At 62.0% G+C, this 22068-nt stretch carries 23 protein-coding genes, 1 tRNA gene and 2 pseudogenes; 12 read left to right on the top strand and 14 right to left on the bottom strand.

Features of this window, described 5'->3' with window-relative positions; translation table 11 throughout:
• A complete protein-coding gene (gene hemW, locus BUS06_RS07265) occupies positions 1-1218 on the top strand; it encodes a radical SAM family heme chaperone HemW (protein WP_143787578.1) in 1218 nt (405 codons plus the stop codon).
• 66 nt (positions 1219-1284) lie between these two features.
• Positions 1285-1374, top strand: a tRNA-Ser gene (locus tag BUS06_RS07260).
• Positions 1375-1579: 205 nt separating this feature from the next.
• On the opposite strand, the gene BUS06_RS07255 is transcribed toward BUS06_RS07260, so the two are convergent.
• On the bottom strand, positions 1580-1900 hold the full coding sequence (locus BUS06_RS07255; protein ID WP_074263666.1) for a DUF4148 domain-containing protein: 321 nt from the start codon (positions 1898-1900) through the stop codon (positions 1580-1582).
• A gap of 243 nt (positions 1901-2143) precedes the next feature.
• Between BUS06_RS07255 and BUS06_RS07250 the strand changes: the two genes are divergently transcribed.
• Both BUS06_RS07250 and BUS06_RS07245 read left to right on the top strand, forming a co-directional pair.
• A complete protein-coding gene (locus tag BUS06_RS07250) occupies positions 2144-2593 on the top strand; it encodes a hypothetical protein (RefSeq protein ID WP_074263665.1) in 450 nt (149 codons plus the stop codon).
• Positions 2594-2774: 181 nt separating this feature from the next.
• Positions 2775-3209: a nuclear transport factor 2 family protein gene (locus tag BUS06_RS07245; RefSeq protein ID WP_074263664.1), complete on the top strand. Its 435-nt coding sequence runs from the start codon at positions 2775-2777 to the stop codon at positions 3207-3209.
• A gap of 48 nt (positions 3210-3257) precedes the next feature.
• Here the strand turns inward: BUS06_RS07245 and BUS06_RS07240 are convergent, their stop codons facing one another.
• Together BUS06_RS07240 and BUS06_RS07235 are read right to left on the bottom strand one after the other, a co-directional pair.
• Positions 3258-3662 carry a RidA family protein gene (locus BUS06_RS07240; protein ID WP_074263663.1) on the bottom strand — a complete coding sequence of 135 codons (405 nt, stop codon included), beginning with the start codon at positions 3660-3662 and terminating at the stop codon, positions 3258-3260.
• 308 nt (positions 3663-3970) lie between these two features.
• Positions 3971-4201 (bottom strand): hypothetical protein, encoded by a 231-nt coding sequence (locus BUS06_RS07235; RefSeq protein WP_074265952.1) that lies wholly within the window; start codon positions 4199-4201, stop codon positions 3971-3973.
• Positions 4202-4520: 319 nt separating this feature from the next.
• Between BUS06_RS07235 and BUS06_RS07230 the strand changes: the two genes are divergently transcribed.
• The 3 genes and pseudogenes from BUS06_RS07230 to BUS06_RS38760 all read left to right on the top strand — a co-directional run.
• Positions 4521-4721 carry a hypothetical protein gene (locus BUS06_RS07230; protein WP_074263662.1) on the top strand — a complete coding sequence of 67 codons (201 nt, stop codon included), beginning with the start codon at positions 4521-4523 and terminating at the stop codon, positions 4719-4721.
• Between the two features lie 326 nt (positions 4722-5047).
• Positions 5048-7417 (top strand): annotated as a pseudogene (locus BUS06_RS07225) (efflux RND transporter permease subunit); the annotation flags it as partial.
• A gap of 327 nt (positions 7418-7744) precedes the next feature.
• Positions 7745-8629, top strand: a pseudogene (locus BUS06_RS38760) (efflux RND transporter permease subunit); the annotation flags it as partial.
• Between the two features lie 98 nt (positions 8630-8727).
• Here BUS06_RS38760 and BUS06_RS07220 read toward each other — a convergent pair.
• The 3 genes from BUS06_RS07220 to BUS06_RS07210 all read right to left on the bottom strand — a co-directional run bounded on the left by BUS06_RS07220 (position 8728) and on the right by BUS06_RS07210 (position 10038).
• On the bottom strand, positions 8728-9255 hold the full coding sequence (locus BUS06_RS07220; RefSeq protein WP_074263660.1) for a YMGG-like glycine zipper-containing protein: 528 nt from the start codon (positions 9253-9255) through the stop codon (positions 8728-8730).
• Positions 9256-9293: 38 nt separating this feature from the next.
• Positions 9294-9638 (bottom strand): hypothetical protein, encoded by a 345-nt coding sequence (locus tag BUS06_RS07215; protein ID WP_143787470.1) that lies wholly within the window; start codon positions 9636-9638, stop codon positions 9294-9296.
• A 190-nt stretch (positions 9639-9828) separates the two neighbouring features.
• Positions 9829-10038: a hypothetical protein gene (locus BUS06_RS07210; RefSeq protein ID WP_074263659.1), complete on the bottom strand. Its 210-nt coding sequence runs from the start codon at positions 10036-10038 to the stop codon at positions 9829-9831.
• A gap of 227 nt (positions 10039-10265) precedes the next feature.
• Between BUS06_RS07210 and BUS06_RS07205 the strand changes: the two genes are divergently transcribed.
• The 3 genes from BUS06_RS07205 to BUS06_RS07195 all read left to right on the top strand — a co-directional run bounded on the left by BUS06_RS07205 (position 10266) and on the right by BUS06_RS07195 (position 12661).
• A complete protein-coding gene (locus BUS06_RS07205; RefSeq protein ID WP_074263658.1) occupies positions 10266-10790 on the top strand; it encodes an energy transducer TonB family protein in 525 nt (174 codons plus the stop codon).
• Between the two features lie 265 nt (positions 10791-11055).
• Entirely contained in the window at positions 11056-12363 is a 1308-nt protein-coding gene (locus BUS06_RS07200; protein WP_074263657.1) for an MFS transporter, read from the top strand.
• A gap of 118 nt (positions 12364-12481) precedes the next feature.
• Entirely contained in the window at positions 12482-12661 is a 180-nt protein-coding gene (locus tag BUS06_RS07195) for a hypothetical protein (protein WP_074263656.1), read from the top strand.
• Between the two features lie 148 nt (positions 12662-12809).
• On the opposite strand, the gene BUS06_RS38525 is transcribed toward BUS06_RS07195, so the two are convergent.
• Both BUS06_RS38525 and waaC read right to left on the bottom strand, forming a co-directional pair.
• Entirely contained in the window at positions 12810-12941 is a 132-nt protein-coding gene (locus BUS06_RS38525) for a hypothetical protein (protein ID WP_302050849.1), read from the bottom strand.
• A gap of 579 nt (positions 12942-13520) precedes the next feature.
• Positions 13521-14528 (bottom strand): lipopolysaccharide heptosyltransferase I, encoded by a 1008-nt coding sequence (gene waaC, locus BUS06_RS07190; RefSeq protein ID WP_074263655.1) that lies wholly within the window; start codon positions 14526-14528, stop codon positions 13521-13523.
• A 227-nt stretch (positions 14529-14755) separates the two neighbouring features.
• On the opposite strand from waaC, the gene BUS06_RS07185 reads away from it, so the two are divergent.
• Positions 14756-16153: a chloride channel protein gene (locus BUS06_RS07185; protein WP_074263654.1), complete on the top strand. Its 1398-nt coding sequence runs from the start codon at positions 14756-14758 to the stop codon at positions 16151-16153.
• An 81-nt stretch (positions 16154-16234) separates the two neighbouring features.
• Here the strand turns inward: BUS06_RS07185 and BUS06_RS07180 are convergent, their stop codons facing one another.
• The 6 genes from BUS06_RS07180 to map all read right to left on the bottom strand — a co-directional run bounded on the left by BUS06_RS07180 (position 16235) and on the right by map (position 20616).
• Positions 16235-16543 (bottom strand): YXWGXW repeat-containing protein, encoded by a 309-nt coding sequence (locus tag BUS06_RS07180; RefSeq protein WP_074263653.1) that lies wholly within the window; start codon positions 16541-16543, stop codon positions 16235-16237.
• Between the two features lie 397 nt (positions 16544-16940).
• Positions 16941-17195: a cell division topological specificity factor MinE gene (gene minE, locus BUS06_RS07175; protein WP_074263652.1), complete on the bottom strand. Its 255-nt coding sequence runs from the start codon at positions 17193-17195 to the stop codon at positions 16941-16943.
• Between the two features lie 14 nt (positions 17196-17209).
• Entirely contained in the window at positions 17210-18025 is an 816-nt protein-coding gene (gene minD, locus BUS06_RS07170) for a septum site-determining protein MinD (protein WP_074263651.1), read from the bottom strand.
• A gap of 93 nt (positions 18026-18118) precedes the next feature.
• A complete protein-coding gene (minC, locus tag BUS06_RS07165; RefSeq protein ID WP_074263650.1) occupies positions 18119-19006 on the bottom strand; it encodes a septum site-determining protein MinC in 888 nt (295 codons plus the stop codon).
• Positions 19007-19163: 157 nt separating this feature from the next.
• Entirely contained in the window at positions 19164-19697 is a 534-nt protein-coding gene (locus BUS06_RS07160; RefSeq protein WP_074263649.1) for a GNAT family N-acetyltransferase, read from the bottom strand.
• Between the two features lie 133 nt (positions 19698-19830).
• Complete coding sequence (gene map / locus BUS06_RS07155; protein WP_074263648.1) at positions 19831-20616, bottom strand: type I methionyl aminopeptidase; 786 nt, start codon at positions 20614-20616, stop codon at positions 19831-19833.
• A 428-nt stretch (positions 20617-21044) separates the two neighbouring features.
• Here map and BUS06_RS07150 point away from each other — a divergent pair, with 428 nt between their 5' ends.
• Complete coding sequence (locus tag BUS06_RS07150; RefSeq protein WP_074263647.1) at positions 21045-22037, top strand: ferritin-like domain-containing protein; 993 nt, start codon at positions 21045-21047, stop codon at positions 22035-22037.
• Positions 22038-22068: the final 31 nt, after the last annotated feature.

The raw sequence follows: 22068 nt of genomic DNA, 5'->3' as shown, positions 1-22068 counted from the left end.
ATCAAGGTCGCCGGCCAGAGTGGCCCCGGGGTGATCCAGGCGTTCACACAGCCGGGCAGTATCCATCTGACGTCGCTGCCTCCGCTCGCGCTGTATGTGCATTTTCCGTGGTGCGTGCGCAAGTGCCCTTACTGCGATTTCAACTCGCACGAGTGGAAGGGCGAGGCGTTCCCCGAGAATGAGTATCTCGATGCGCTCCGCGCCGATCTCGAGCTGGCGTTGCCGCTCGTCTGGGGCCGTCAGGTGCATACGGTGTTCATCGGCGGCGGCACGCCCAGCCTGCTGTCGGCGGCGGGGCTGGACCGGCTGCTGTCGGACGTGCGCGCGCTTCTGCCGCTCGATGCCGACGCCGAGATCACTCTCGAAGCCAACCCCGGCACCTTCGAAGCTGACAAGTTCGCGCAGTTTCGCGCAAGTGGCGTGAACCGGTTATCGGTAGGTATCCAGAGTTTCAACGAGGCGCATCTAAAGGCGCTCGGCCGGATTCACGATTCGGCGCAGGCCCGCCATGCGGTGGAAGTGGCCGCCACTACGTTCGACAACTTCAACCTCGACCTGATGTTCGCGTTGCCGCAACAGACGCTCGCGGAGTGTCAGGCGGACATTGAAACGGCGTTGGCGTTTGCGCCGCCGCATTTGTCGCTGTATCACCTGACGCTTGAACCGAACACGCTGTTCGCGAAATTTCCGCCGTCGCTACCGGACGACGATGCATCCGCCGACATGCAGGACTGGATTCACGAACGTACCACCGCGGCGGGTTATGGACGCTATGAGGTCTCGGCGTATGCGCAGCCGCATCGGCAGAGCAAGCACAACCTCAACTATTGGCGCTTTGGCGACTACCTTGGGATCGGCGCTGGCGCGCATACGAAGCTGTCATTTCCGAATCGCATCCTGCGGCAGATGCGCTACAAGCATCCGACTACCTTTATTGAGCAGGCGAAGGCGGGCGCTCCGGTGCACGAGGAGCATGAAGTCGCGCCGCGCGATCTGCCGTTCGAGTTCATGTTGAATGCGTTGCGGCTGGTGGAGGGCTTTCCCGTGCATCGGTTTATCGAGCGTACGGGCTTATCGATGACGTCCATTGAGCCGGCGTTGCGGGAAGCGGAACAACGCGGCCTGATTGCGCGAGACCACGAAAAGATTGCGCCGACGCCACTCGGGCAGGCGTTTCTGAATGATTTGCAGGCGCTGTTTCTGAAAGATCCGCAGTGATAAACCGACTGTGACTGCGTGCGAAGTTGCCGTAGCGAGGAGATTTCAGGTTACAATTTCGGGCTTGGAGGTGTGGCCGAGCGGTTTAAGGCACCGGTCTTGAAAACCGGCGAAGGAGTGATCCTTCCGTGAGTTCGAATCTCACCGCCTCCGCCAGGACACCGCCTTAAAATCTCGCTCATGCTTCCGCAGCAGGGCGGGATTTTTTGTTTTCTGGCCTCATACGGCAAATGGCCCACCACCACTGCACGGCAGTGGTCGTGGACCATTTAAAAAGATGAGGACGCGCAGACGATACTGCGCGCTCAGTAAGCGACGTTAGCAACCGGATAAATTGCCAACGGCTCGCCGATCTGACTGATTAGTGACCAGAGTCAACAACCGAACGCGGGCCACCCAATGCCGGAGCTGCAACCGCGCCCGATTCCGACGAGCCGTTCACCGCGCCACCGACACCGCTAGTAGAACCATTTTCGGCAGCTACGCGAGCTTCCGCTGCTTGGATGTCCGCCGGGTAATACGGGTCTCTGCCGCTGCGGGCCGGATTGTAACCAGCCTTTTCGAGCTGGACGAGTTCAGCGCGAACCTGAGCCCGCGTAACAGGCTGACTGGTCTGGGCGAAGGACACAACGGGAGCAGCGAGAACAACAGCGACGGCCACAGCTTTAATGAGCGATTTCATGATCACTACCTCCAAAGATTGTTTTTCACAGCGCCGCACATCGGTTTGTGTGCAGCAGGTGAAGACAGTCTAAGAAGCAAGAGACTTAGGGTAAATACCTAAGTTGCGAAATCACTATTCACGCAAACGTGACAATCGGTCCGCAAGGTGGCTGTCGCCCCCGCACAATCCCTACTCAATTTTTGCACCCAGCCGGTCGATAGCACAGCTACGAGCATTATCAAACTCGTCTGGGAGCCACACATGAACCTTCGTCCCGTTATCACCTTGCTGGTCTCGCTGGGCATTGGCGCTTCGCCTGCGTTGGTGAACGCGCTGGCTTCCACCGATCCGGACGCCGCCACGCTATTCGGCGGCACGACGCTTTCGACCGTCCAGCAAACCACCGGCACGGCGACGTCGTCAACGACGACCGTATCCGTCGGCGCAGACGTGTTGCGTGGGGCGACCGGTAACGTCGGCGTCAATGTCGCAGCGGGCGCGCTGAATGCGCAGGCCAATCAGATCGCGCTGGTCAGTTCGCCATCCGCCGATGTCAACACGCTGCAGGATGCACGCGCCACCGCGTCGGTCAGCGGTAGCAGCAGTGCAACGCTGGGAGCCGGCGCGTTGTCGCATGTAAGCGGCAATGTTGGGTTGAACATCGTGTCGGGTGCGGGCAACGCGCAAGTGAACGCGCTTGTGATTCACTAAGGCACTCGTCTAGAAAACGCAACCGCGCCCCCCGTCTAAATACCTCACGCTTCACACCCCGCGACTGCGGCCACAAAGGCCACCGCACGTTCGAACCGGTCGCATCGTTCGTCACGCATCGAAACATTCCGTCAGGGGACGCCCTAGACTCAAAGTCCCACCACGACGACGGAAGCCGATCATGACCATAGAGGCCACACAAGCCGAGATTCGCCACATCTACGAGCAATGGCACGAATCGGTCAAGAGCCGCGACCTGGACGCGCTAATGGCGCTGTACGCTGAAGAAGCCATCTTCGAAAGTCCGCTGACCCTCGCCACCTTGCCGGAGAACCAGAGCGGCATCCTGACCGGCAAAACGGCGATCACATCGTTCTTCGCCGCCGGCCTGCGCGCCCCACCTAACGACCTGGGCCGCTGGTACCGCACCGGCACCTTCTTCTGCAACGGCACACAACTCACGTGGGAGTATCCGCGGCAGACTCCGGACGGCGATCAGGTCGATCTGGTGGAGATGATGGATATCGCCGCCGGATTGATCGTCCATCACCGGGTCTACTGGGGATGGGTCGGCTTCAGATCGCTGCATGCTTTGCTGGCGAAGCAGCACGACTAGCGATACCGTCATCCCTTCAGAATCTGAGAAGTCGGCAAAGCGGACAACCTAAGCCAAAGCCGTTGCCTCGATTTCGATCTGCAGGCCAAAGTGAAGCGCACTCACCGGCACAACGGCGCGAGCCGGCTTTGCCTCGCCGGCCCAGCGTGCATAAATCTGGTTGAAGCTCGCCCAGTGCTCGACATCCACGATATACACACGCACCTGGAGCAGTTGCCCGATGCTGCTGCCGGCGCTTTCCAGCGCCGTCTTGAGATTCGTCAACACCTGTTCGGCCTGGACTTCGAACGACGCGTCCGTGAGCTTGCGGCCCTGGGCGTCGATCGGCAATTGCCCCGATACGAACACGAGACCATTGCCCGTCGCGACGTGACTATAGTGCCCGCCTGGCGTAGCGAGACCAGCGGGGTTAGCGGTGTGCGGCACGCGCGCGTCGTGTTCGTTACCAGCCATGAAGGCGACTCCATTCGGTAATGGCGCCATCGTCGGATAGCGCGTCATGTAGTTGGGAAAACAGTGTCTCGTTCATGGGAACGCGTGTTGAATATCGCTCGCGGAGACTGGCGATCCACGTGAAGAAAATAACACTCGTCACGAAGCGTAATAGCTGTAAGAGCAGATGAAACCCAGGACGCGTCGCGCGCACCTACACTGGAAACGCCTCATCCCCCATGAGGTTTTGTTGTGAATCTCCTCAGCTTTAGCCCGCCCCGACCCGGCGGGCTTTTTTATAGCGCCGCCGCGGAGCCACGCTGACGAATTCACACAGCAATCAACACGTGCCGTTCTCGCGCGTCTGCGCAACGGAGGTTCAGATCGCGATGTATACCCGGACTATCGAGCAAGGCCGAGACATCCGATAGCCCGTGATCGAAGCGCAACACGTATTCGATATCGGTGTAGTCGTGATACGCACCGCTGTCTGCCAGCTTGCGTGCTTCGGCGATGGCGGCATGCAGCCGCTCGCTTTTAGTCAAATCTCTGATCGCCATGATTGCCGCTCCGAGGAACAGTAACGCCATCATATCAACGCCGCTCGCGCTACAAGGTCGCGCGCGCGCAACACCCGGGGTTTTCCGCAACTTTGCTGCGACACCAGCACGTGTTTGTCGGGGTTCGCCGCATTCCATTCCTCTGACATGTGTCGAACGTAAGCATCTGTAAATGGGGCTCGCCCCTTATGACGCGGCCCACACAGTGCTGCCGCCTTGCGCCGGGAATCGGCCTCGTTCGCGTCGTAACGCACCGTCACACGCGTGGCCGCACGAATGAAGCTGCGCCGTGCTCCAATATCCAAAAGGAGAATTCATCATGACCAGAAGACTTATCGCCCTCGCCTCACTCGTAGCAATCGCGGCCAGCCTCAGCGGCTGCATCGTCGCACCGACGCCGTACGGCTATGCGCCGGCGCCGGGCTACGGATACTATGCTGCGCCAGGATACTACGCGGCCCCAGCGGTCGACGTAGGGATCGGAGTAGGCGGCGGCTGGGGTGGTGGCTGGCGCCGCTAGGCGCATGCACGCCGCGCTCTAACGACGCGTGGCGCGCCGCCTTGCACGTTGGTGGCATCCGGTGGCGGAGCCAAAAAAATGCCCGCACGAAGCGGGCAAATATAAGACCTTCCACCGATGCCTCCTTGGGAGAGGCAATTGCAGTGTAGAGCGATTTGCTCTTCATGGAATTTCGTCAATGTTTCGTAGAATTACATGAGCGTTATTCCTCGCCATTATTTCTCTGCGGTTACTTCGTAACCGGCTGAAAAACATACGTAACGCCTGCAAGATCCCCATCTTCTAACATCGTCAGACGCTGCCTTGCCAGCACACGCGTCCTGCCGATGAATCTCTCACGTCCCTTTATCGAACGCCCCGTTGCGACCACGCTGCTTTCGATAGGCGTGGCGCTCGCCGGTATATTTGCATTCGTCAAGCTTCCGGTCGCTCCGTTGCCGCAGGTCGACTTTCCGACCATCTCGGTGCAGGCGAGCCTGCCCGGAGCGAGTCCCGATACGGTCGCTAACAGCGTTGCCAGTCCGCTTGAGCGTCACCTCGGACAGATTGCCGACGTCACCGAAATGACCTCGCAAAGCACGGTGGGTTCGTCGCGTGTCACCTTGCAGTTCGGACTCGATCGCGACATCAATGGCGCTGCGCGCGATGTGCAGGCCGCCATCAATGCAGCTCGCGCGGATCTGCCGGCGAGCCTGCGCAGCAACCCGACGTATCACAAGGTCAATCCGTCCGACGCGCCGATCCTGATTCTCGCGCTCACCTCGCACACGCTGCCGCGCGCCAGACTCTACGATCTGGCCTCGACGATCCTCGCGCAGTCGTTATCGCAATTGCCCGGCATCGGCGAAGTCGATGTCAACGGTTCTGCCAACCCAGCCGTGCGCGTCGAGCTGAATCCGACCGCGCTGTATCACTACGGCATCGGTCTTGAGGACGTACGGGCTGCGCTCGCGTCTGCCAATGCCAACAGCCCCAAAGGCATCATCGAAAGCTACGGCGAGCGTTATCAGCTCTACGCCAACGATCAGGCACGCATAGCGGACCAGTACAAGGATCTGATCATCGCGTATCGCAACGGCGCGGGGGTCAAGCTCTCGGACGTCGGCGAGATCGTCGATTCGGTCGAGGACCTGCGCAATCTCGGCCTCGCCCGCAACAATCAGCCAGCCGTACTCGTGATGCTGTACCGCCAGCCGGGCGCGAACATCATCAGCACGGTCGACGCCGTGCGCAAACAGATCGAGCAACTGAAACCCGCGTTGCCCGCCGACGTCGACGTGATCGAAGCGTCTGACCGTTCCACCACCATCCGCGCTTCGCTGCACGATACGGAAGCGACGCTGATAGTCGCGGTGGGACTCGTGATCCTCGTAGTGTTTATCTTCCTCGGCAGCGGACGCGCGGCACTGATCCCTACCGCGGCGGTGCCGGTGTCGATCATCGGCACTTTCAGTTTCATGTACCTGTTCGGCTATTCGATCGACAACCTCTCGCTGATGGCCTTGACCATTGCAACCGGTTTCGTCGTCGACGACGCGATCGTCGTGCTCGAAAATATCGCGCGCCACATGGAGGACGGCATGCCGCGCATGCAGGCGGCCCTGGTCGGCGCCCGCGAAGTGGGCTTCACCGTGCTGTCGATTTCGATTTCGCTGGTGGCCGTGTTCATCCCGATTCTGCTGATGAGCGGCATCATCGGACGGCTGTTCCGCGAATTCGCCGTGACGCTGTCGCTCGCGATTGCCGTCTCGCTGGTGGTCTCGCTCACGACGACGCCGGTGATGTGTTCGCGCCTGCTGCGCACGGCCGGCCCGAAAAACCCGACGCGCATCGGCCGCCTGTTTGCCGTGCCATTGCAACGACTGAACGACGGTTACGCGCGCTCGCTCGAATGGTCGCTACGTCATCCGTTTCTGCTGCTCATGACGCTAGTGGCAACGATCGTGCTAAACGTCTATCTCTACACGGTGATTCCCAAGGGCTTCTTTCCGCAGGAGGACACGGGGCGTCTGATCGGCGGCATTCAGGCTGATCAGGACACTTCGTTCCAGGCCATGGGCCCGAAGCTCAGGCAACTCATGAAGATTATCGGCGACGACCCCGCGGTGGATAGCGTCGTCGGCTTTACAGGCGGCCGGCAGACCAACACCGGTTCCGTCTACGTCGCATTGAAGCCGCTGTCGCAACGCGCCGAAACGGCCGACGAGGTCATCGCGCGGCTGCGGCCGAAACTCAATGCCGTGCCCGGCGGCAGACTCTATCTGCAAGCGGTGCAGGATATCCGCGTCGGCGGACGGCAGAGCAACGCGCAGTATCAGTTCACGCTGCTCGGCGATTCGACTACCGAACTCTATCAATGGGCGCCGCGCCTCACGCAGGCGCTGCAAAACGTGCCCGAGCTGGAGGACGTCAATTCGGACCAGCAGCAAGGCGGCCTCGAAGCGAACGTCGATATCGATCGCGGCACGGCCGCGCGCCTCGGCATCACCCCCGCGCAGATCGACAACACGCTCTACGACGCATACGGTCAACGGCTCGTGTCCACCATCTATAACCCGCTGAACCAGTACTACGTCGTCATGGAAGTGGCGCCGCGTTACTGGCAATACCCGGAAACGCTCGATGAACTGTACGTAAGTACCTCAGCAGGCACGCCGAGCGGCACACAGTCGACCAATGCGGTGGCAGGCACGGTAACGACGGCAGCGAGCTCGTCAGGTTCCGGTTCGGGAGGCTCGTCGAATCCGGCGATGACTGTCACCGGCACCGGCCCGACGGCAACAGCCGGCGGCACCGCCACGCCGACCCAACCGCCTCCGCCGTCCAGCACGCCGGCGGTCGGTATCCAGTCCACTGCGGCAGAGGCGTTGGCTTCGGCTGCCAGTAGCGCCGGCACGTCGGCCACGATCAGCGGCTCGCCTTCGACACCCGCGGCCACGCCCTTCGCTTTGGCCGGCGCCGGGTCAGGGGGTGGAGGTGCATCGTCCGGCGGCGGCTCGGCCAGTTCAGGCAGCTCCAGCAGTACCTCGAGCAGCGCGACCAGCGCGGCTGCCATCGCGGCCGACTCGGCACGCAACCTCGCCATCAACTCGCTGGCGGCAAGCGGACACTCGAGCGCATCCGCAGGCACCTCGGTCAGCACCGCGCAGGAGACCATGATTCCGTTCAGCACGTTTGCGCGATGGGATCCGGGTCACACGCCGCTCGGCGTCAATCACCAGGGTGACTTTGTCGCCACCACGATCTCGTTCAACCTGCCGCCCGGCGAACCGCTCTCTACAGCGGTCGCCGCGATCGACCGGACCATGGCGGAGATTCGCATGCCGGGCACAATTCACGGCGGCTTTCAGGGCACGGCGCGCACCTTCCAGCAATCGCTCTCGGACGAGCCGCTGCTGATTCTGGCGGCGCTCGCGGCCGTGTATATCGTGCTCGGCATCCTCTACGAGAGCTATGCCCATCCGCTGACGATTCTCTCGACGCTGCCGTCGGCGGGCGTCGGTGCGCTGCTCGCGCTGATGGCATTCCATATCGAGTTCACGGTGATGTCGCTGATCGGCGTGATCCTGCTGATCGGCATCGTCAAGAAAAACGCGATCATGATGGTGGATTTCGCGATCGATGCCACACGCGAGGGCATGTCGTCGCGCGACGCGATCTATCACGCCAGTCTGATGCGCTTCCGCCCGATCATGATGACCACCTTCGCAGCGCTGCTCGGCGCCTTGCCGCTAGCTTTCGGCCACGGAGAGGGCGCCGATCTGCGCCGGCCGCTGGGCATTTCGATTGTGGGCGGCCTGATCGTCAGCCAGATGCTGACGCTCTATACGACGCCGGTCGTGTATCTCTACATCGACCGCCTGCAGTCGTGGATGCGCACACGCGGCCAGCGCCGCGCGGCCGTCTGAGTTGGCCGCCTGACCTGTGCGTGAAAACCGCCGACCCAAAAACAACATGGCTGCCGTTAAAAACGGCAGCCATGTTCAGGTGAAGCCAATCGTTCCGCTCAATACGCGCCAGGCGGCGGCGGAGGCGGCGAACCCGGCGGCGGCGGCGGGGTGGTGGTCACATACCCACCACCGCCTCCGTTCGACTCCATGGTGCGCATGCGGCCCTGCACCGGAATCCGGTTGCCGTTCGCATACATGCATTGCAGATACGCGTAGTCGTAGCGGCGCTGGACATCGTAAGCCGAATTCTGAGACGCGCCGGCACCGAACAGCGAGCCTGCCAGCAGACCGGCACCTGCGCCGACTGCTGCGCCGCTGCCACCGTTGAAAGCTGCACCGGCGGCGGCGCCGAGCGCCGTGCCGACCACCGCGCTACCCACCGCGCTGTTGGTCGCAGCCTGGTTGGTCGAAACCCCGCCCACCTGCTGGAAAGCAAACTGACGGCACGAGTTGTCGTCAACGCGGAACTGGTCGAAAGTTTTACCGGTGCCCGGCAGCGCCATGACGCTAGGACCAGCAGGCATGACCGAACACGCGCCTAGAAAGCTCAGTGAAGCGATAAGAGCAAGCCTTGAATATTTCATTTCCTTCTCTTTGCGGTAATGCGTTTTTGGTTTGCAGGCTACTGCGACTGCTGCGCCGGCACGGGGCGCCAACCCGATGAGCATGACTTCACATACGGGTAATAGCTCCTCGTGTCGTCACAGTAGTACCAGGTGCCACCCGGTTGCCCGGACGCCGCCGGGGCTGCAGAAGTCTGGCCCTGCTCCACATACTCCTGCGGCTGCACGGGTACCGGCACCGGCACGGCAACCGCCGGCGGATACGGATAGTAATACGGCACGCCCCACGGGTAGTAGTAGCCGCCGCCCCCAATGAACACCCCTACGTGTGCTGCATGGGCTACGCCGCTCGCACAAACCATTGCAGCAGCGGACAAGCCGAGCAAAATTTTCAAGCTTTTCACAACAATCTCCACGACGTAAACCGGCACCGATATGGTGTCTCACAGTACTACTGAACGCTATTCCACTCTAACCCGCAATACAATTACTTCAGAGCAAAGAATTTTTTCCGCTCGTTACACTGCAATGTTGCTGTCATGAATTTTAGCAGGGACGGACGGGGCGATCCGGCTGCAGGGCGTTTTCAACGCTTTATTGCAGCCGGCCGCCGTCCAGATGCAGACGCTGCAACAATTCGCGACCACGCCGGGTCAATTGCAGCGTCGAGCCATGGCGGTCGTGCGAGCGCACTTCGACCAGCTCATAGCGACGCAGCGCAAGAACGTCCGGATCAAACTCTTCCAGATGCCGCCCGGTATCCCGGAACAACATGAGCGTCGCAAGTTCGTGATGGCTCAACATCGGACCTCTCCTTCGTAAAACGCATGGGCGATGTCGACATCCTAGTGAGCTACGCCAACAGTTTGGCTACGGCCTTGTTTCGAGAGGTTACGCAGTTACATCTGCCTGGGAATGAACGTGCCGCATGAATGGCCATTCTTTCCATGCCAAATCAGGGCCAACTCGAATTGAAACCTGGCGGGATTTGACTAGGATGAAACTACGTCCTGACATCGAACGGAGCCTGGATGCTCACCCGCACACGCCACCTTCGTTGCCCGGCTTCGCATCGCCGTTCGTGGTCCCCGCTCGCACGCGGCGCAGGTTTCGCACTCGTCATGGCCCTCATGGCGGCCGGCTGCACTTTCACGCCGTCTGACCGGCCGCTGCTCATTACTCCGCCCGCTGCCGTAAACAGCGCAACGCTCGATCAATACCGCGTCGCGGTCGCTCGGCGCATCCTCGATCGCAATCCGTCTTACGTGTTGCAAGGTACGTTGCAGCCGATGCTGCGCTCGCTGGTGGTAGTCTCGTTCACCGTCGACCGCGACGGTCAGGTGATCCAGTCAGCCGTCTATCGCACCAACGGCGACGACGAAGCGGAAAGCACCGCACTCGCGACACTGCGCCGTGCTGCGCCGTTGCCGCAGCCGCCTGCCAGACTGCTCAATACACGCGGCCAGGTCGAGCTGTTCGAAGACTGGCTATTCAACGACAACGGCAAGTTCCAGCTCCGCGAGTTCGCCTCGCCACAAGCGCAGACCATCGACTGACGGGCCGCACGCTATAATTTCGCGATCCCTCGCCGGAGCCTTCCGGCACGGGCGTGATCGTCGATGCTGCCCGCTCACCCGCCGGCACCAGCCGTCCCGCCCCTCGCGTTGCCGCGCCACCCGCGCGCCTTGCATTGCTCCAGCCGGCTGCCTACGCCGGTGCAGGCCGTCTGGCCGCGGAGCATACTAATCCAAACAAAAGACGCCGTATGCGCGCCGCCCGCGAGGCGCGCCACGCTGCGTCACGACACAGGAGAACCTTGGAATGTCCACTTCGCCGATTTCAGCGGCCAACCCCGACGACGCCGGTCAAACCAGCAGTTCGCGGATCATCTTCGCCAGCTTCATCGGCACAGCGATCGAGTTCTACGACTTCTACGTCTACGCGACAGCCGCCGCGCTTGTCATCGGCCCAGTGTTCTTCCCGCATGGCTCAGCGACTGCGCAGGCGCTGTCGGCGTTCGTTACGTTCGGCATCGCGTTCGTCGCGCGGCCGATCGGCTCGTTTCTGTTTGGTCACTTTGGCGACCGCATCGGCCGCAAATCGACCCTCGTCGCTTCGTTGCTGGTGATGGGCCTCTCGACCACGCTGATCGGTTTCGTACCCGGCTACGACTCGATCGGCAGCCTCGCGCCGATCCTTCTGTGCGTCCTGCGCTTCGGCCAGGGGATCGGCCTGGGTGGCGAATGGGGCGGCGCAGCGCTGCTTGCCACCGAAAACGCCCCCGCCGGCAAGCGTGGCTGGTTCGGCATGTTTCCGCAGCTCGGACCGTCGATCGGTTTTCTGGCATCCAATGGCCTGTTCTTCGGCCTCGCGCTATCGCTCTCGGACGAGCAGTTCCGTAGCTGGGGCTGGCGCGTGCCGTTCATCGTCAGCGCCGTGCTGGTTGCGCTCGGCCTGTACGTACGCCTGAAGATTACCGAGACGCCGGCGTTTCGCGCCGCCATCGAGCGTCAGGAACGCGTGCGCGTGCCAATCGCAACACTGTGCTCGAGCTACTGGCGGCCAACGCTGCTCGGCGCTCTGGCGATGGTGGTCTGCTATACGCTGTTCTACAACGCGACGACGTTTTCGCTGTCGTACGGTGTATCTGTACTGCATATTCCGCGTCAGAGCTTCCTCGGCCTGCTGTGCGTCGCCGTGCTGTTCATGGCGCTCGCCACGCCGCTGTCCGCATGGGCCAGCGATCGCTACGGGCGCAAACCGGTGCTGATCGTTGGCATCATCGCAGCCATCCTCTCCGGCTTCACGATGGCGCCGCTGCTCGGTAGCGGCTCGATGCCGCTCGTGCTGCTGTTCCTCGTGATCGAGCTGTTCCTGATGGGCGTGACTTTCGCCCCGATGGGCGCGCTGCTGCCGGAACTGTTTCCAACCAACGTGCGCTATACCGGTGCAGGCGTGTCGTATAACCTGGGCGGGATTCTCGGCGCATCGGTGGCGCCGTACATCGCTCAGGTGCTCGCGGCGCATGGCGGTCTGACGTGGGTCGGCGCTTACGTATCGATTGCCGCCGCGGTCAGTCTGTTCGGTGTGCTGTGTATGCGCGAAACACGCGATGCCCAACTGATGTAAGCGCGCTCTTAACGTCGCGCCGCTTCAGCCCCTGGTCTCACCTGGTGGGTTTCCCTCTTGCACGTCTTTTTGACGTGCTTATACTCGAGCCAGATCCCCAGTGAGCCAGGAGGCAACCATGAGGCTGTATCTCCAGAACTCAGACGTCGTGATGATCATCGCGCTGGCACTGCTGTGCTCGCTGCTGCTGGCCATTCGCTTCCGCCCTTCGAGCTGGAAAGCCATTGTGCTAGAAGCGCTCGCTGCCAATGCGGCGGCCATCGTCGCGGTGGTCGCGTTCGAGATGATGCTTAGCTGATCCTCTGGGAGGATCTGGCTAAACGCCATGCAGGCGACCGTCGCATGCCCGGTGCGTTCCGGCCATGCGACGGTTCTGCCCGCTGCCGGCTTTACAGCCCTCGCCTCCCATGTCGCGGCACACAACGTATGCGCGACTTCCCTGCTTATCAGTTGTAGTACCCGTGGTCGTGGTGGTAGTAGCCGCCGCCGTAATAACCCGGCGCCGGTGCGATCACACAGCCTCCCAGTGCAGCTGCCAGCAGCGCACCGGCAATCAAAGTCAGCGTCAAGCGTTTCACGTCGTTCTCCCTTCGTTTCGGTGGTATTCGAGTTCGCCTCGAATGAGATTGATTGGACACGAAGCGCAGGTGCGCGGGCGTTGCATTTTGTAAGCGATGATGAGGGTTGCGTTACAGGTTTCGCGACCCGCGGCGGCTTCAATACAGGGCGCGGAGCAGGACCCATTGAGGTGTGGCCTGCATTCAGGCACTCTGTGTGAACTCGGTGGATGCATGGAACGCGTAAGCTGCGCGTCGGCGAACTACCAAATGCGACACTTTTAACAGCCGTGTAATGCGGGAAATGGGTGCCAGCCGAGTGGCAGTTGCATCGGCTTGCGTCTGCAACGCGCAGCCACATCGCGCAAAGGTGATTGAACTCGACGCACCGGGCGTAGTCTTTAAGGGTGCAGTCCTGTTGTGTTCATGTAGGATCCTCTCCGCCCGTCGTTCCCCGACGCGGGCGCTTTTAGAGGCGTGCCGCGGCAGCGTCCATTCGATTGGGCGGACTGTGCGTCACGCCTTTTTTCTTGGGCGAGGAAAGAGTGCCTGCTATGGCACGCGCATTGGAGCGGCAGCGGGGCGGCTGCCTGCGGACGATCAGACAGCGGTGGCGGAATGCGCTTGCGCGCCAGTGGGACGCGGTTCGCCATGCACGTAGTCGATCGCCTGGATCGCTTCGCTGACGGGCGGCACCGACAGGCCATCGCCGATCGAGATCGAGCGATACGGCGCTTCGATACCGAAATGGTCGCGCGAGGTCGCGACAAAGATCATCACCGTGCGCTTTTGCAGCGCGTGAGCGACGTGGACAAAGCCGGTATCCGTACCGACCACAAGAGAACACGCGTCGATCATCCGGGCGATCTCGGTGACGCTCATCTGCGGCAACACGGTCGCGCCCGGCACTTCTTCGGCGATTGCTTCGGCTTCCTCACGCTCGCGCGGCGAACCCCACGGCAGCACGATGCGAAACCCGCGCCGCGTCAGTTCGCGTCCTACCTCGCCCCAATGCTCGACCGGCCATTTCTTGTCGTCTTTGGAGGTGGCATGGAACAGCGCCGCGACAGGTGCGTCACCTGCCTCGAACGGTGTGGTACCGGTTTCGGGTAATTTCAGATCGAAGACAGGCTCGCCTTCGGGCTGGTAGCCGAGGGCCTCACCCGCGCTGATACGCATGCCTTCCCAGGCGCTGACGGGCGGACGAGGGCCGAACCGTGCCGTATAGGCGAACGATGCGCCCACCTCGCCGAGGTCCTTGTTGCGGTAGCCGACACGGCGCGACGAACGCGCGAGAAAGGCGATGATGGCGGTCTTGTAGACGCCCTGGATATCGATGATGCAATCGTAGCGGTAAGCGCGAAGCTCGCCGATGGAGGCGCCGATAGCCTTGAGGTCCGACCAGCGGCGCGCCTTCTTGAAGCGGCGCAGCGGTGCGCACAGGACGCGGTCCACACGCTGGCTCCAGTGGACCACTTCGGCAAACGCTTCGTCCGCCGCCCAGTCCACCTGCACCCCCGGAAATGCTCGCTTGATGTCGGCAATAACCGGAAGGGCTTCGACAATATCGCCCAGGGAAGTCACCTTGACGATAAGAATTCGCTTCATTAGTAGCCCGTCACAGTATCGATCGCGGCGCTTATTATAGCCGACCGCGTTTTCGTCACATACGCGAGGCGGCGCGCTGTGCGGAGCGCGGCCAGCCAAAGGTACATCTCGAAATGGCACGCAGCAGCGCTCTCGGGCACTATCCGTCGCAATTATTTCAATATCCTTTCACGGTCGCGCGAGGTGATCGATCGGTATAATTCACGCTTTGCCTGAGCGCTCATCTAATGCGGGCATTCCCACCTCTTCCCTCCAACGTCATCCGGCGCACGCGCCGCCTGTGGCGCCAATACGGTGTGTTCTGGCTCGGCGCCATCGCCGTCGGTCTGATCGCGGTGTTCTACGCCCGCCTCATCAACTTCGGCTTCGACCAGTTCAGCGCCATGCAACACCGGCATGTGTGGCTGCCGCTGATTGTGACTCCCGCGATTTCAGCCTTGTGCGTATGGCTCACGCGCACATTCTTTCGCGGCGCGGAGGGCAGCGGCATTCCGCAAGTCATTGCCACACTGCACGCCAAACCCTCTGAATATGGCTCGCGGCTGCTGTCGTTCCGGATCCTGTTCGGCAAGATCGCCGTGTCGTTCCTCGCTATCCTCGGTGGCTTTACGATTGGTCGCGAAGGACCGACGGTCCAGGTGGGCGCCGCGCTGATGTTCAACCTGCGCCGCTTCTACCCGCGCTCGAACGCGCTGATCGAGCGGCAGCTCGTGCTGGCCGGCGCAGCGGCGGGCTTGTCCGCAGCATTTAACACGCCGCTGGCAGGGATCGTGTTCGCCATCGAGGAACTCACCCGCAGCTTCGAGGCGCGCGCAAGCGGTGTGCTGATTACGGCCATCATCATCGCCGGTGTGATCGCGCTTGGGCTGAACGGCAACTACACCTATTTCGGCACGATCCAGATTGGTACGCATTTCCCGGATCTGCTCGCCGTGGCTGTGGTGCTTACGGCTGTCGTCACCGGTATCGCCGGCGGCTTCTTCTGCTGGCTGCTGCTCAACACGGCGCGCTGGATTCCCGCGCCGCTGCGCAAGCTCCATAGCGAGCGGCCGGTTCTCTTCGCCGCGCTGTGTGGGCTGGTGATCGCTGTTGTCGGTTTGATCTCGGGCGGCTTGACCTTCGGCAGCGGCTACGCGGAGGCGCGTGGTCTGCTCGACGGCAGCGAGCATCTGTCGGTGTTCTATCCGTTTCTGAAGCTCATCTCGATGGTCGGCTCGTATCTGCCGGGTATTCCAGGCGGCATCTTCGCGCCGTCGCTGTCGATCGGTGCAGGCTTCGGCAATCTGCTGCATATGGTGTTCGGCAGCATGCAACTGCAGATGCTGATCGCGCTCGCCATGGTGGGCTACCTGGCCGCCGTCACCCAGGCGCCGATTACGTCGTTCGTGATCGTGATGGAAATGATCAACGGCCACGCCCTCGTGATCTCGCTGATGGCGACGGCGCTGATCGCGAGTCGCGTATCGCGTCTCTTTGCGCCGCCCCTGTATGAAGCGTTATCGCAGCGCTATATGGCGCCTTTGCCGCAACCCGCGCCTGTGCCGGTACCGGAAGTGCCCGAGGCGCTCATCGACGAGGAGCCCGAGGCAAACACGGCTGATGAGGCCGACGCGCCGCCGCGCTAGGTCGAGCCTGGCTCAGGCGGCGCTCACGCTGTGCCGGAAAGCGCCGGCGCGTCGCAACCGCAACGCGCCGCTGCCAAAAGCTTAGCCCCAGTGGCCTTCAACCCAGCGGTAGTTCGGACCATGGGCGACCCAGTGGCCAGGCACCCAGTGATAGCCGACGCGCTCGGGCTGCCAGTGGCCCGGCACCCACACGTAGCGGCCGTGGTCCCAACGCCAGTGACCCTGATCCCATACGAAGCCATGGCGCGGCGCAGGCACGGCTTCATAACGCACGGGCGGCGGAGCCGACGGCGCCACCACAACGACCTGTGCGGATGCCGAACCGACAGCCGCTGCGCCCGCGGCAACGAGCACAATCTGAGCGACCAGCAAACGAAGATTCCTGTTCATATTCCCCTCTTTCTTAAAAGCACCGGTGGTGGTGGTGTCCGTTTAATGCGCGAGACCGCGTTTTGGCTGACATGCCGGACGTAACGCCTGTCCCTCAAGTGCAACCGAATATTTCCGGCGGCGCCAGTGTGATAAAGAACCGCGACAGGGCCGTGTCAAGAGACACCCAGCACTACCAGTGCGGACGCGTAGCGACGCCTCGCGGCAACAGAATCGCAGCGGGCGGCATTGAGCATTCGAGGGGAGCACACGGAGACACGAAAACCGGCAGCGGAACCGCTGCACGAAAGCGTACGACATCACGCAACACGGTGGCAAGACCCGCGTTACACCCCCTGCCCGTCACGATGCCGGACAGGGAGCGCATAAAACATCATACAGACCGCCCTTGCGGCAATCAGGCCTGCGGAATTTCGATCTTGACCTCGAGTACTTCGAGGTCGTCCTGGCGCTCGAGGCTGACGCGAATATCCTCATCGGAAATCTTCACGTACTTGGAAATCACGGCGACGAGTTCGCGTTGCAACGCTGGCAGATAATCGGCAGGCGCATGGCCGCCGGCGCGCTCATGCGCGATGATCAACTGCAGGCGTTCCTTCGCTATTGACGCGGACTTCTTCTTCTCGCCCAGCAAAAACGAAAGAATCGACATTACGTGCGCTCCCCTTACTTGGTGCCGAAGAGGCGCTGCAGGAGGCCTGGCTTCTGGTAATCGGTAAAGCGAAGCGATTTCTGCTCGCCGAGGAAACGCGACACAACATCCTTGTAGGCTTCAGCGACATCGGTGCCGTCGAGGTGCACGGCCGGCAGCCCCTGGTTCGACGCATGCAGCACCGCTTCCGATTCCGGAATCACGCCGATCAGATCGATGCGCAAGATCTCCTGAATATCGGTGAGCGAGAGCATTTCGCCTTCGCTCACACGCTTCGGGTTGTAGCGCGTGATCAGCAGATGTTCCTTGATCGGCTCCTTGCTTTCGATCGCGCGCTTGGTCTTCGACGACAGGATACCGAGAATCCGGTCCGAGTCGCGCACGGAGGAAACTTCCGGGTTCGTCACGATCAGCGCTTCGTCGGCGAAGTGCATTGCCAGCAGAGCGCCCGATTCGATACCGGCCGGCGAATCGCAGACGATATATTCGAAGTCCATCGCGATCAGGTCGTTGATGACCTTTTCGACGCCTTCCATGGTCAGCGCGTCTTTGTCACGCGTCTGCGAGGCCGGCAGGATGAACAGGTTCTCGCACTTCTTGTCCTTGATGAGCGCCTGATTCAGGTTGGCTTCGCCCTGGATCACGTTGATCAGGTCATACACCACACGACGTTCGCAGCCCATGATGAGGTCGAGGTTACGCAGGCCGACGTCGAAGTCGATCACGGCGGTTTTGTGGCCCCGTAACGCCAGGGCCGATGCAAAACTCGCGCTCGTGGTCGTCTTGCCCACGCCACCCTTGCCCGATGTCACCACAATGATTTTTGCCATTACCCTTACCCTGAGTTCGTCAATTTCGTTCAAATAAGTCCGGCGGCAGCCAGATCCCAGGCACGCGCCGGGCACGGCGCGCGCAACCGGTGATCAGGTGAGACGCAGCGGTTCAATCATCAGCTTTTCTTCATCGAGCCAGATCTGCACCGGCTTGCCGAGCACATCGGCCGGCAGCGGGTTCTCGGTCGTACGGTAGATACCGGCGATCGAGATCAGTTCCGGCTCCAGACACGTACAGAAAATGCGCGCGTCGTGGTTGCCCTGCACGCCGGCCAAGGCCCGGCCGCGCAACGGCGCGTAAATATGGATATTGCCTTCGGCGATCACTTCCGCCCCGTAGCTCACGAGGCCCAGCACCACCAGATCGCCCTTCGCGTAGATGCGCTGGCCGGAGCGCAGCGGCTTGTCGACCACCGTGGTTGTCGACGAGGTGACCAGCTTCGCGGGGTCGGCTGGCGCTGTCGCCTGGGTGCCCGCGGCACGGCCGGCCGCCACAACTTCGACGGAGGCTGCCGGCGCGTCGATCGGCAATTCCCCCTGCACCGGAGCGGTGCTCTCGCCACTGTTGCCACTGTTGCCGCGCTCGCCACCCTCCGGCGCTGCGCCGCTCTCAGCACCCTGCGCGCCCTCTTCGGCTCCCGGCCTGGCGCCCGCTGCTCCGCGCCGGTCGCGCGCTTCGAGCAGCGGCAACGCGGACTCGGCAGCCCAGCCCTGCTGCGGATTCGCTACCACGCCCACCGGGCGCATCCGCACGCTGTCGAGCAGTTGCGAGATCTCGGCGAGCGGCACGCGCTCGTCGTCGGCAAGGCGGCGCACGTCGATCGCGACGACGTCGTTAGCGAAGAATTCGGGGGTCGCTTCGAAGCGCCGGGTCAGTTCGGCACGCATGGCGTCGAGGTCGGTCGTCTTGACCACGAACAGGAGCGTGTCGACAGTGCCACTGCGGAGTTCGAAAAATGGCGATTTCTTGGGCGACATAGCGTTCGACAAAAAATTTTGCGTATTTTACAGGCGTCCACGCGTGGAGCCAGTATTTTCGGCGAGAGGGATAAATGCCGCTGCCCAACCGGCGACGGCGGACGCAACAGCAGCGTAGGCAGGAAGGGAGCGGCGCCCGGCGGGACCGCTCGGCGGATCACTGGGAGGAGGCTTGCGAGGCGCGCTGTACGTGGCGCACCAGCAGGCTTTCCGACTGGTCGGGCCAGCGTGCCGTGCGGGCATGCTCGCCGGTCGGGCCGAAGCCGAGGCGCTCGTAAAAGCGCATCGCCGTGCGATTGGCGTCGGCCACCCATGCGTAGATTTCCTCGGCGCCTTCAGCGGCCAGCCACTCGCTGGCGGTATTGACGAGCAGCTCGCCGCCGCGCAGATGACGCACCGCAGGCGCCACCCACAGCTCGCCTACAAAGGCACGGCGCGCGGCGCTGTCTTCGAAATGCGCTTCGATCAGCCCGGCGGGATGGCCCTCGGTATAGAGAATGAACGACGTAGCCACCGTCGAGACCGCGTGGCTGGCAGCGGTAGCATCGAAGCTTGCGGCGTCGACCGACAGGGCATCCTCGAGCGTCTCGCCGAAGGCATAGGGCGCCTCCCGCAGCGACGCAGTACGGAGTTCGCGGAATACTGCGCCCTGCTCAGCGGCGATGCGGCGAACGGTCAATGACGGACTCATGCAGACGAAAACCCCTTGAAACACTAAGGCGTAGCTTTAACCGAACCGGCGCGGGAGTCAAATCCTTATTTTCCGGATCTGTGGGCGAGCGCCCTTGACGACACCCGCTTATCTCTTTTCTCTCGGGGGATCTTCACGGCGCCTGATAGCTGCCCGTGCCGTCCGGCCAGGGCGTCAACAGCTCGAAACCGTCTTCCGTGACGGCGACCATGTGCTCCCATTGCGCAGACAACGAACGGTCTTTGGTAACCACTGTCCAGCCGTCGCGCAGGACCGTGGTGCCGGCGCGTCCCGCGTTGATCATCGGCTCGATCGTGAACACCATGCCCGGCCTCAGACGGATGCCCTGCCCCGGCTGGCCGTAGTGCAGCACCTGTGGATCTTCGTGATACACCTTGCCGATGCCATGCCCGCAGTAGTCGCGCACGATCGAAAAACCGTCGCGCTGTGCGGTCTTCTGGATCGCATGGCCCACATCGCCGAGCGTCGCGCCCGGCTTTACCTGACGCATGCCGGCGACCATCGCCTCATAGGTGGTGTCGATCAGTTGCCGCGCCACCGTGCTCGGCTTGCCGACGCAATACATGCGGCTGGTGTCGCCGAAGTAGCCGTCCTTGATCACGGCCACGTCGATATTGATGATATCGCCGTCCTTGAGGACTTCGGTCCGGTTAGGGATGCCGTGGCAAACCACCTGGTTCACGGAGGTGCAGACCGTCTTTGGAAATCCCAGGTAGCCGACATTCGCCGGAACCGCTTTCTGGGTATTGACGATGTAGTCGTTACACAGCGCGTCAAGTTCGTCCGTCGAGATACCGGCCTGCACGTGTTCGCCGATCATCGCGAGGACGTCGGCCGCGAGGCGTCCCGCGATTCGCAGCGCGGCGATGTCCTCAGGAGTCTTGTAGGTAATGGCCATGAAGTCGGGGCAGGTTCGTGAACGCGCGACGGCAAAGCAGTTGCCCGCGTTCGTGTGAAGAAGGCAAACCGGCTGGGTACGCGGCGGCGTGTAGCACTCGCGCGGGCAACCCGATCCGGTCATCGATCAGGGGAATTGTACAGAGGATGGCGGCAGGAGCTAGCGGAAGCCGCCCCCGCGCTTTCGCAAGGAATGCTGCGAACGCACGCAAATATCTTTTGTGCGCGCTGCATCCATGGACGGACTCGACTCGTAAAGTTCGTTGAGGACTCGCCTTTTCTCAGTCGTCGCTAAAGCTTCGTCCGAGAGCAGCGATGTGTCTTCATGTCCGCGATTTGCGCATGTGCATCGCGTCAGTTGTCCTGTTGTGTACGCGTTTGCGTCGCAAATGGCGTGGCTTTCCTGAGGTCTATCTGAGGAGCACGGTCATGTCCGAAAAGTCAGAAAGCAGCCAGAGTAATTCAGCACAACTAATCGATACATTCGAGCGCCGGGTGCAGCGACGCACACAACGCAGACAATTTTTCCGCAATGCAGGCGGCCTGAGTCTCGGTCTCGTTGGCGGCACGCTGATCAGCGCTTGCGGCGGTGGCTCCGGCGTCTCGTCGATGGCTCAGTCCACCGCGCCGACCGACGAAGAGATTCTCAACTTCGCGCTCAATCTCGAGTACCTCGAAGCACAGTTCTATACCTATGCGACAACGGGTAGCGGACTTCCGGCCAGCATGCTCAGCGGCGTCGGCACGCAAGGCACCGTCATCGCGGGTGCGCAAGTGCCGTTCCAGGATCCTGTCGTGCAGGCCTACGCAAACGAGATCGCCAACGACGAACGCGAACACGTGGCGTTCCTGCGCACCGCGCTGGGTTCGTCGGCGGTGGCCATGCCGTCCATCGACGTGAGCGGCACCAACCCTAACGGTGCGTTCTCGGTAGCAGCGCGCGCGGCAGGTCTCGTCGCGGCGGGCGTCGCGTTCGACCCCTATGCGAGCGACAACAACTTTCTGCTCGGCGCGTTCATCTTCGAGGACGTCGGCGTGACGGCCTATAAAGGCGCGGCACCTTTGCTCGCGAGCAAGACCTTCCTGAGCGCCGCGGCCGGCATCCTCGCAGCGGAGGCTTATCACGCGGGCCTCGTGCGCACGACGCTGTACGCGAAAGGGCTCGATACGGCGAGCCTGATCACCGCAGCCAATGCCATCTCCGCAGCGCGCGATAGTCTCGATCAGGTGGGCAACGATGACCAAGGCATCACCGGCGCTACCGCAGGTACATCCAACATCGTTCCGCTCGACAGCAATGGCCTCGCGTTCGGACGCACCTATTCAGATGTGCTTAACATCGTGTACCTGACCAGTACGGCGGCAGTGAAAGGCGGATTCTTCCCGAACGGCGTGAATGGCTCGCTCAACATGAGCGGCTGACATCGGCGGCTGAAAAGCTGCTGCTCACATC

This window comes from Paraburkholderia phenazinium (genome assembly GCF_900141745.1).
Taxonomy (GTDB): Bacteria; Pseudomonadota; Gammaproteobacteria; order Burkholderiales; family Burkholderiaceae; genus Paraburkholderia; species Paraburkholderia phenazinium_B.
This window is presented reverse-complemented; position numbering and strand designations above follow the sequence as displayed.

Coding starts and splice junctions, on each gene's coding strand:
- BUS06_RS07255 (WP_074263666.1), bottom strand. CDS start 1,900: ATGAAATCGCTCATTAAAGCTGTGGCCGTCGCTGTTGTTCTCGCTGCT.
- BUS06_RS07250 (WP_074263665.1), top strand. CDS start 2,144: ATGAACCTTCGTCCCGTTATCACCTTGCTGGTCTCGCTGGGCATTGGC.
- BUS06_RS07245 (WP_074263664.1), top strand. CDS start 2,775: ATGACCATAGAGGCCACACAAGCCGAGATTCGCCACATCTACGAGCAA.
- BUS06_RS07240 (WP_074263663.1), bottom strand. CDS start 3,662: ATGGCTGGTAACGAACACGACGCGCGCGTGCCGCACACCGCTAACCCC.
- BUS06_RS07235 (WP_074265952.1), bottom strand. CDS start 4,201: ATGGCGATCAGAGATTTGACTAAAAGCGAGCGGCTGCATGCCGCCATC.
- BUS06_RS07230 (WP_074263662.1), top strand. CDS start 4,521: ATGACCAGAAGACTTATCGCCCTCGCCTCACTCGTAGCAATCGCGGCC.
- BUS06_RS07220 (WP_074263660.1), bottom strand. CDS start 9,255: ATGAAATATTCAAGGCTTGCTCTTATCGCTTCACTGAGCTTTCTAGGC.
- BUS06_RS07210 (WP_074263659.1), bottom strand. CDS start 10,038: ATGTTGAGCCATCACGAACTTGCGACGCTCATGTTGTTCCGGGATACC.
- BUS06_RS07205 (WP_074263658.1), top strand. CDS start 10,266: ATGCTCACCCGCACACGCCACCTTCGTTGCCCGGCTTCGCATCGCCGT.
- BUS06_RS07200 (WP_074263657.1), top strand. CDS start 11,056: ATGTCCACTTCGCCGATTTCAGCGGCCAACCCCGACGACGCCGGTCAA.
- BUS06_RS07195 (WP_074263656.1), top strand. CDS start 12,482: ATGAGGCTGTATCTCCAGAACTCAGACGTCGTGATGATCATCGCGCTG.
- waaC (WP_074263655.1), bottom strand. CDS start 14,528: ATGAAGCGAATTCTTATCGTCAAGGTGACTTCCCTGGGCGATATTGTC.
- BUS06_RS07185 (WP_074263654.1), top strand. CDS start 14,756: ATGCGGGCATTCCCACCTCTTCCCTCCAACGTCATCCGGCGCACGCGC.
- BUS06_RS07180 (WP_074263653.1), bottom strand. CDS start 16,543: ATGAACAGGAATCTTCGTTTGCTGGTCGCTCAGATTGTGCTCGTTGCC.
- minE (WP_074263652.1), bottom strand. CDS start 17,195: ATGTCGATTCTTTCGTTTTTGCTGGGCGAGAAGAAGAAGTCCGCGTCA.
- minD (WP_074263651.1), bottom strand. CDS start 18,025: ATGGCAAAAATCATTGTGGTGACATCGGGCAAGGGTGGCGTGGGCAAG.
- minC (WP_074263650.1), bottom strand. CDS start 19,006: ATGTCGCCCAAGAAATCGCCATTTTTCGAACTCCGCAGTGGCACTGTC.
- BUS06_RS07160 (WP_074263649.1), bottom strand. CDS start 19,697: ATGAGTCCGTCATTGACCGTTCGCCGCATCGCCGCTGAGCAGGGCGCA.
- map (WP_074263648.1), bottom strand. CDS start 20,616: ATGGCCATTACCTACAAGACTCCTGAGGACATCGCCGCGCTGCGAATC.
- BUS06_RS07150 (WP_074263647.1), top strand. CDS start 21,045: ATGTCCGAAAAGTCAGAAAGCAGCCAGAGTAATTCAGCACAACTAATC.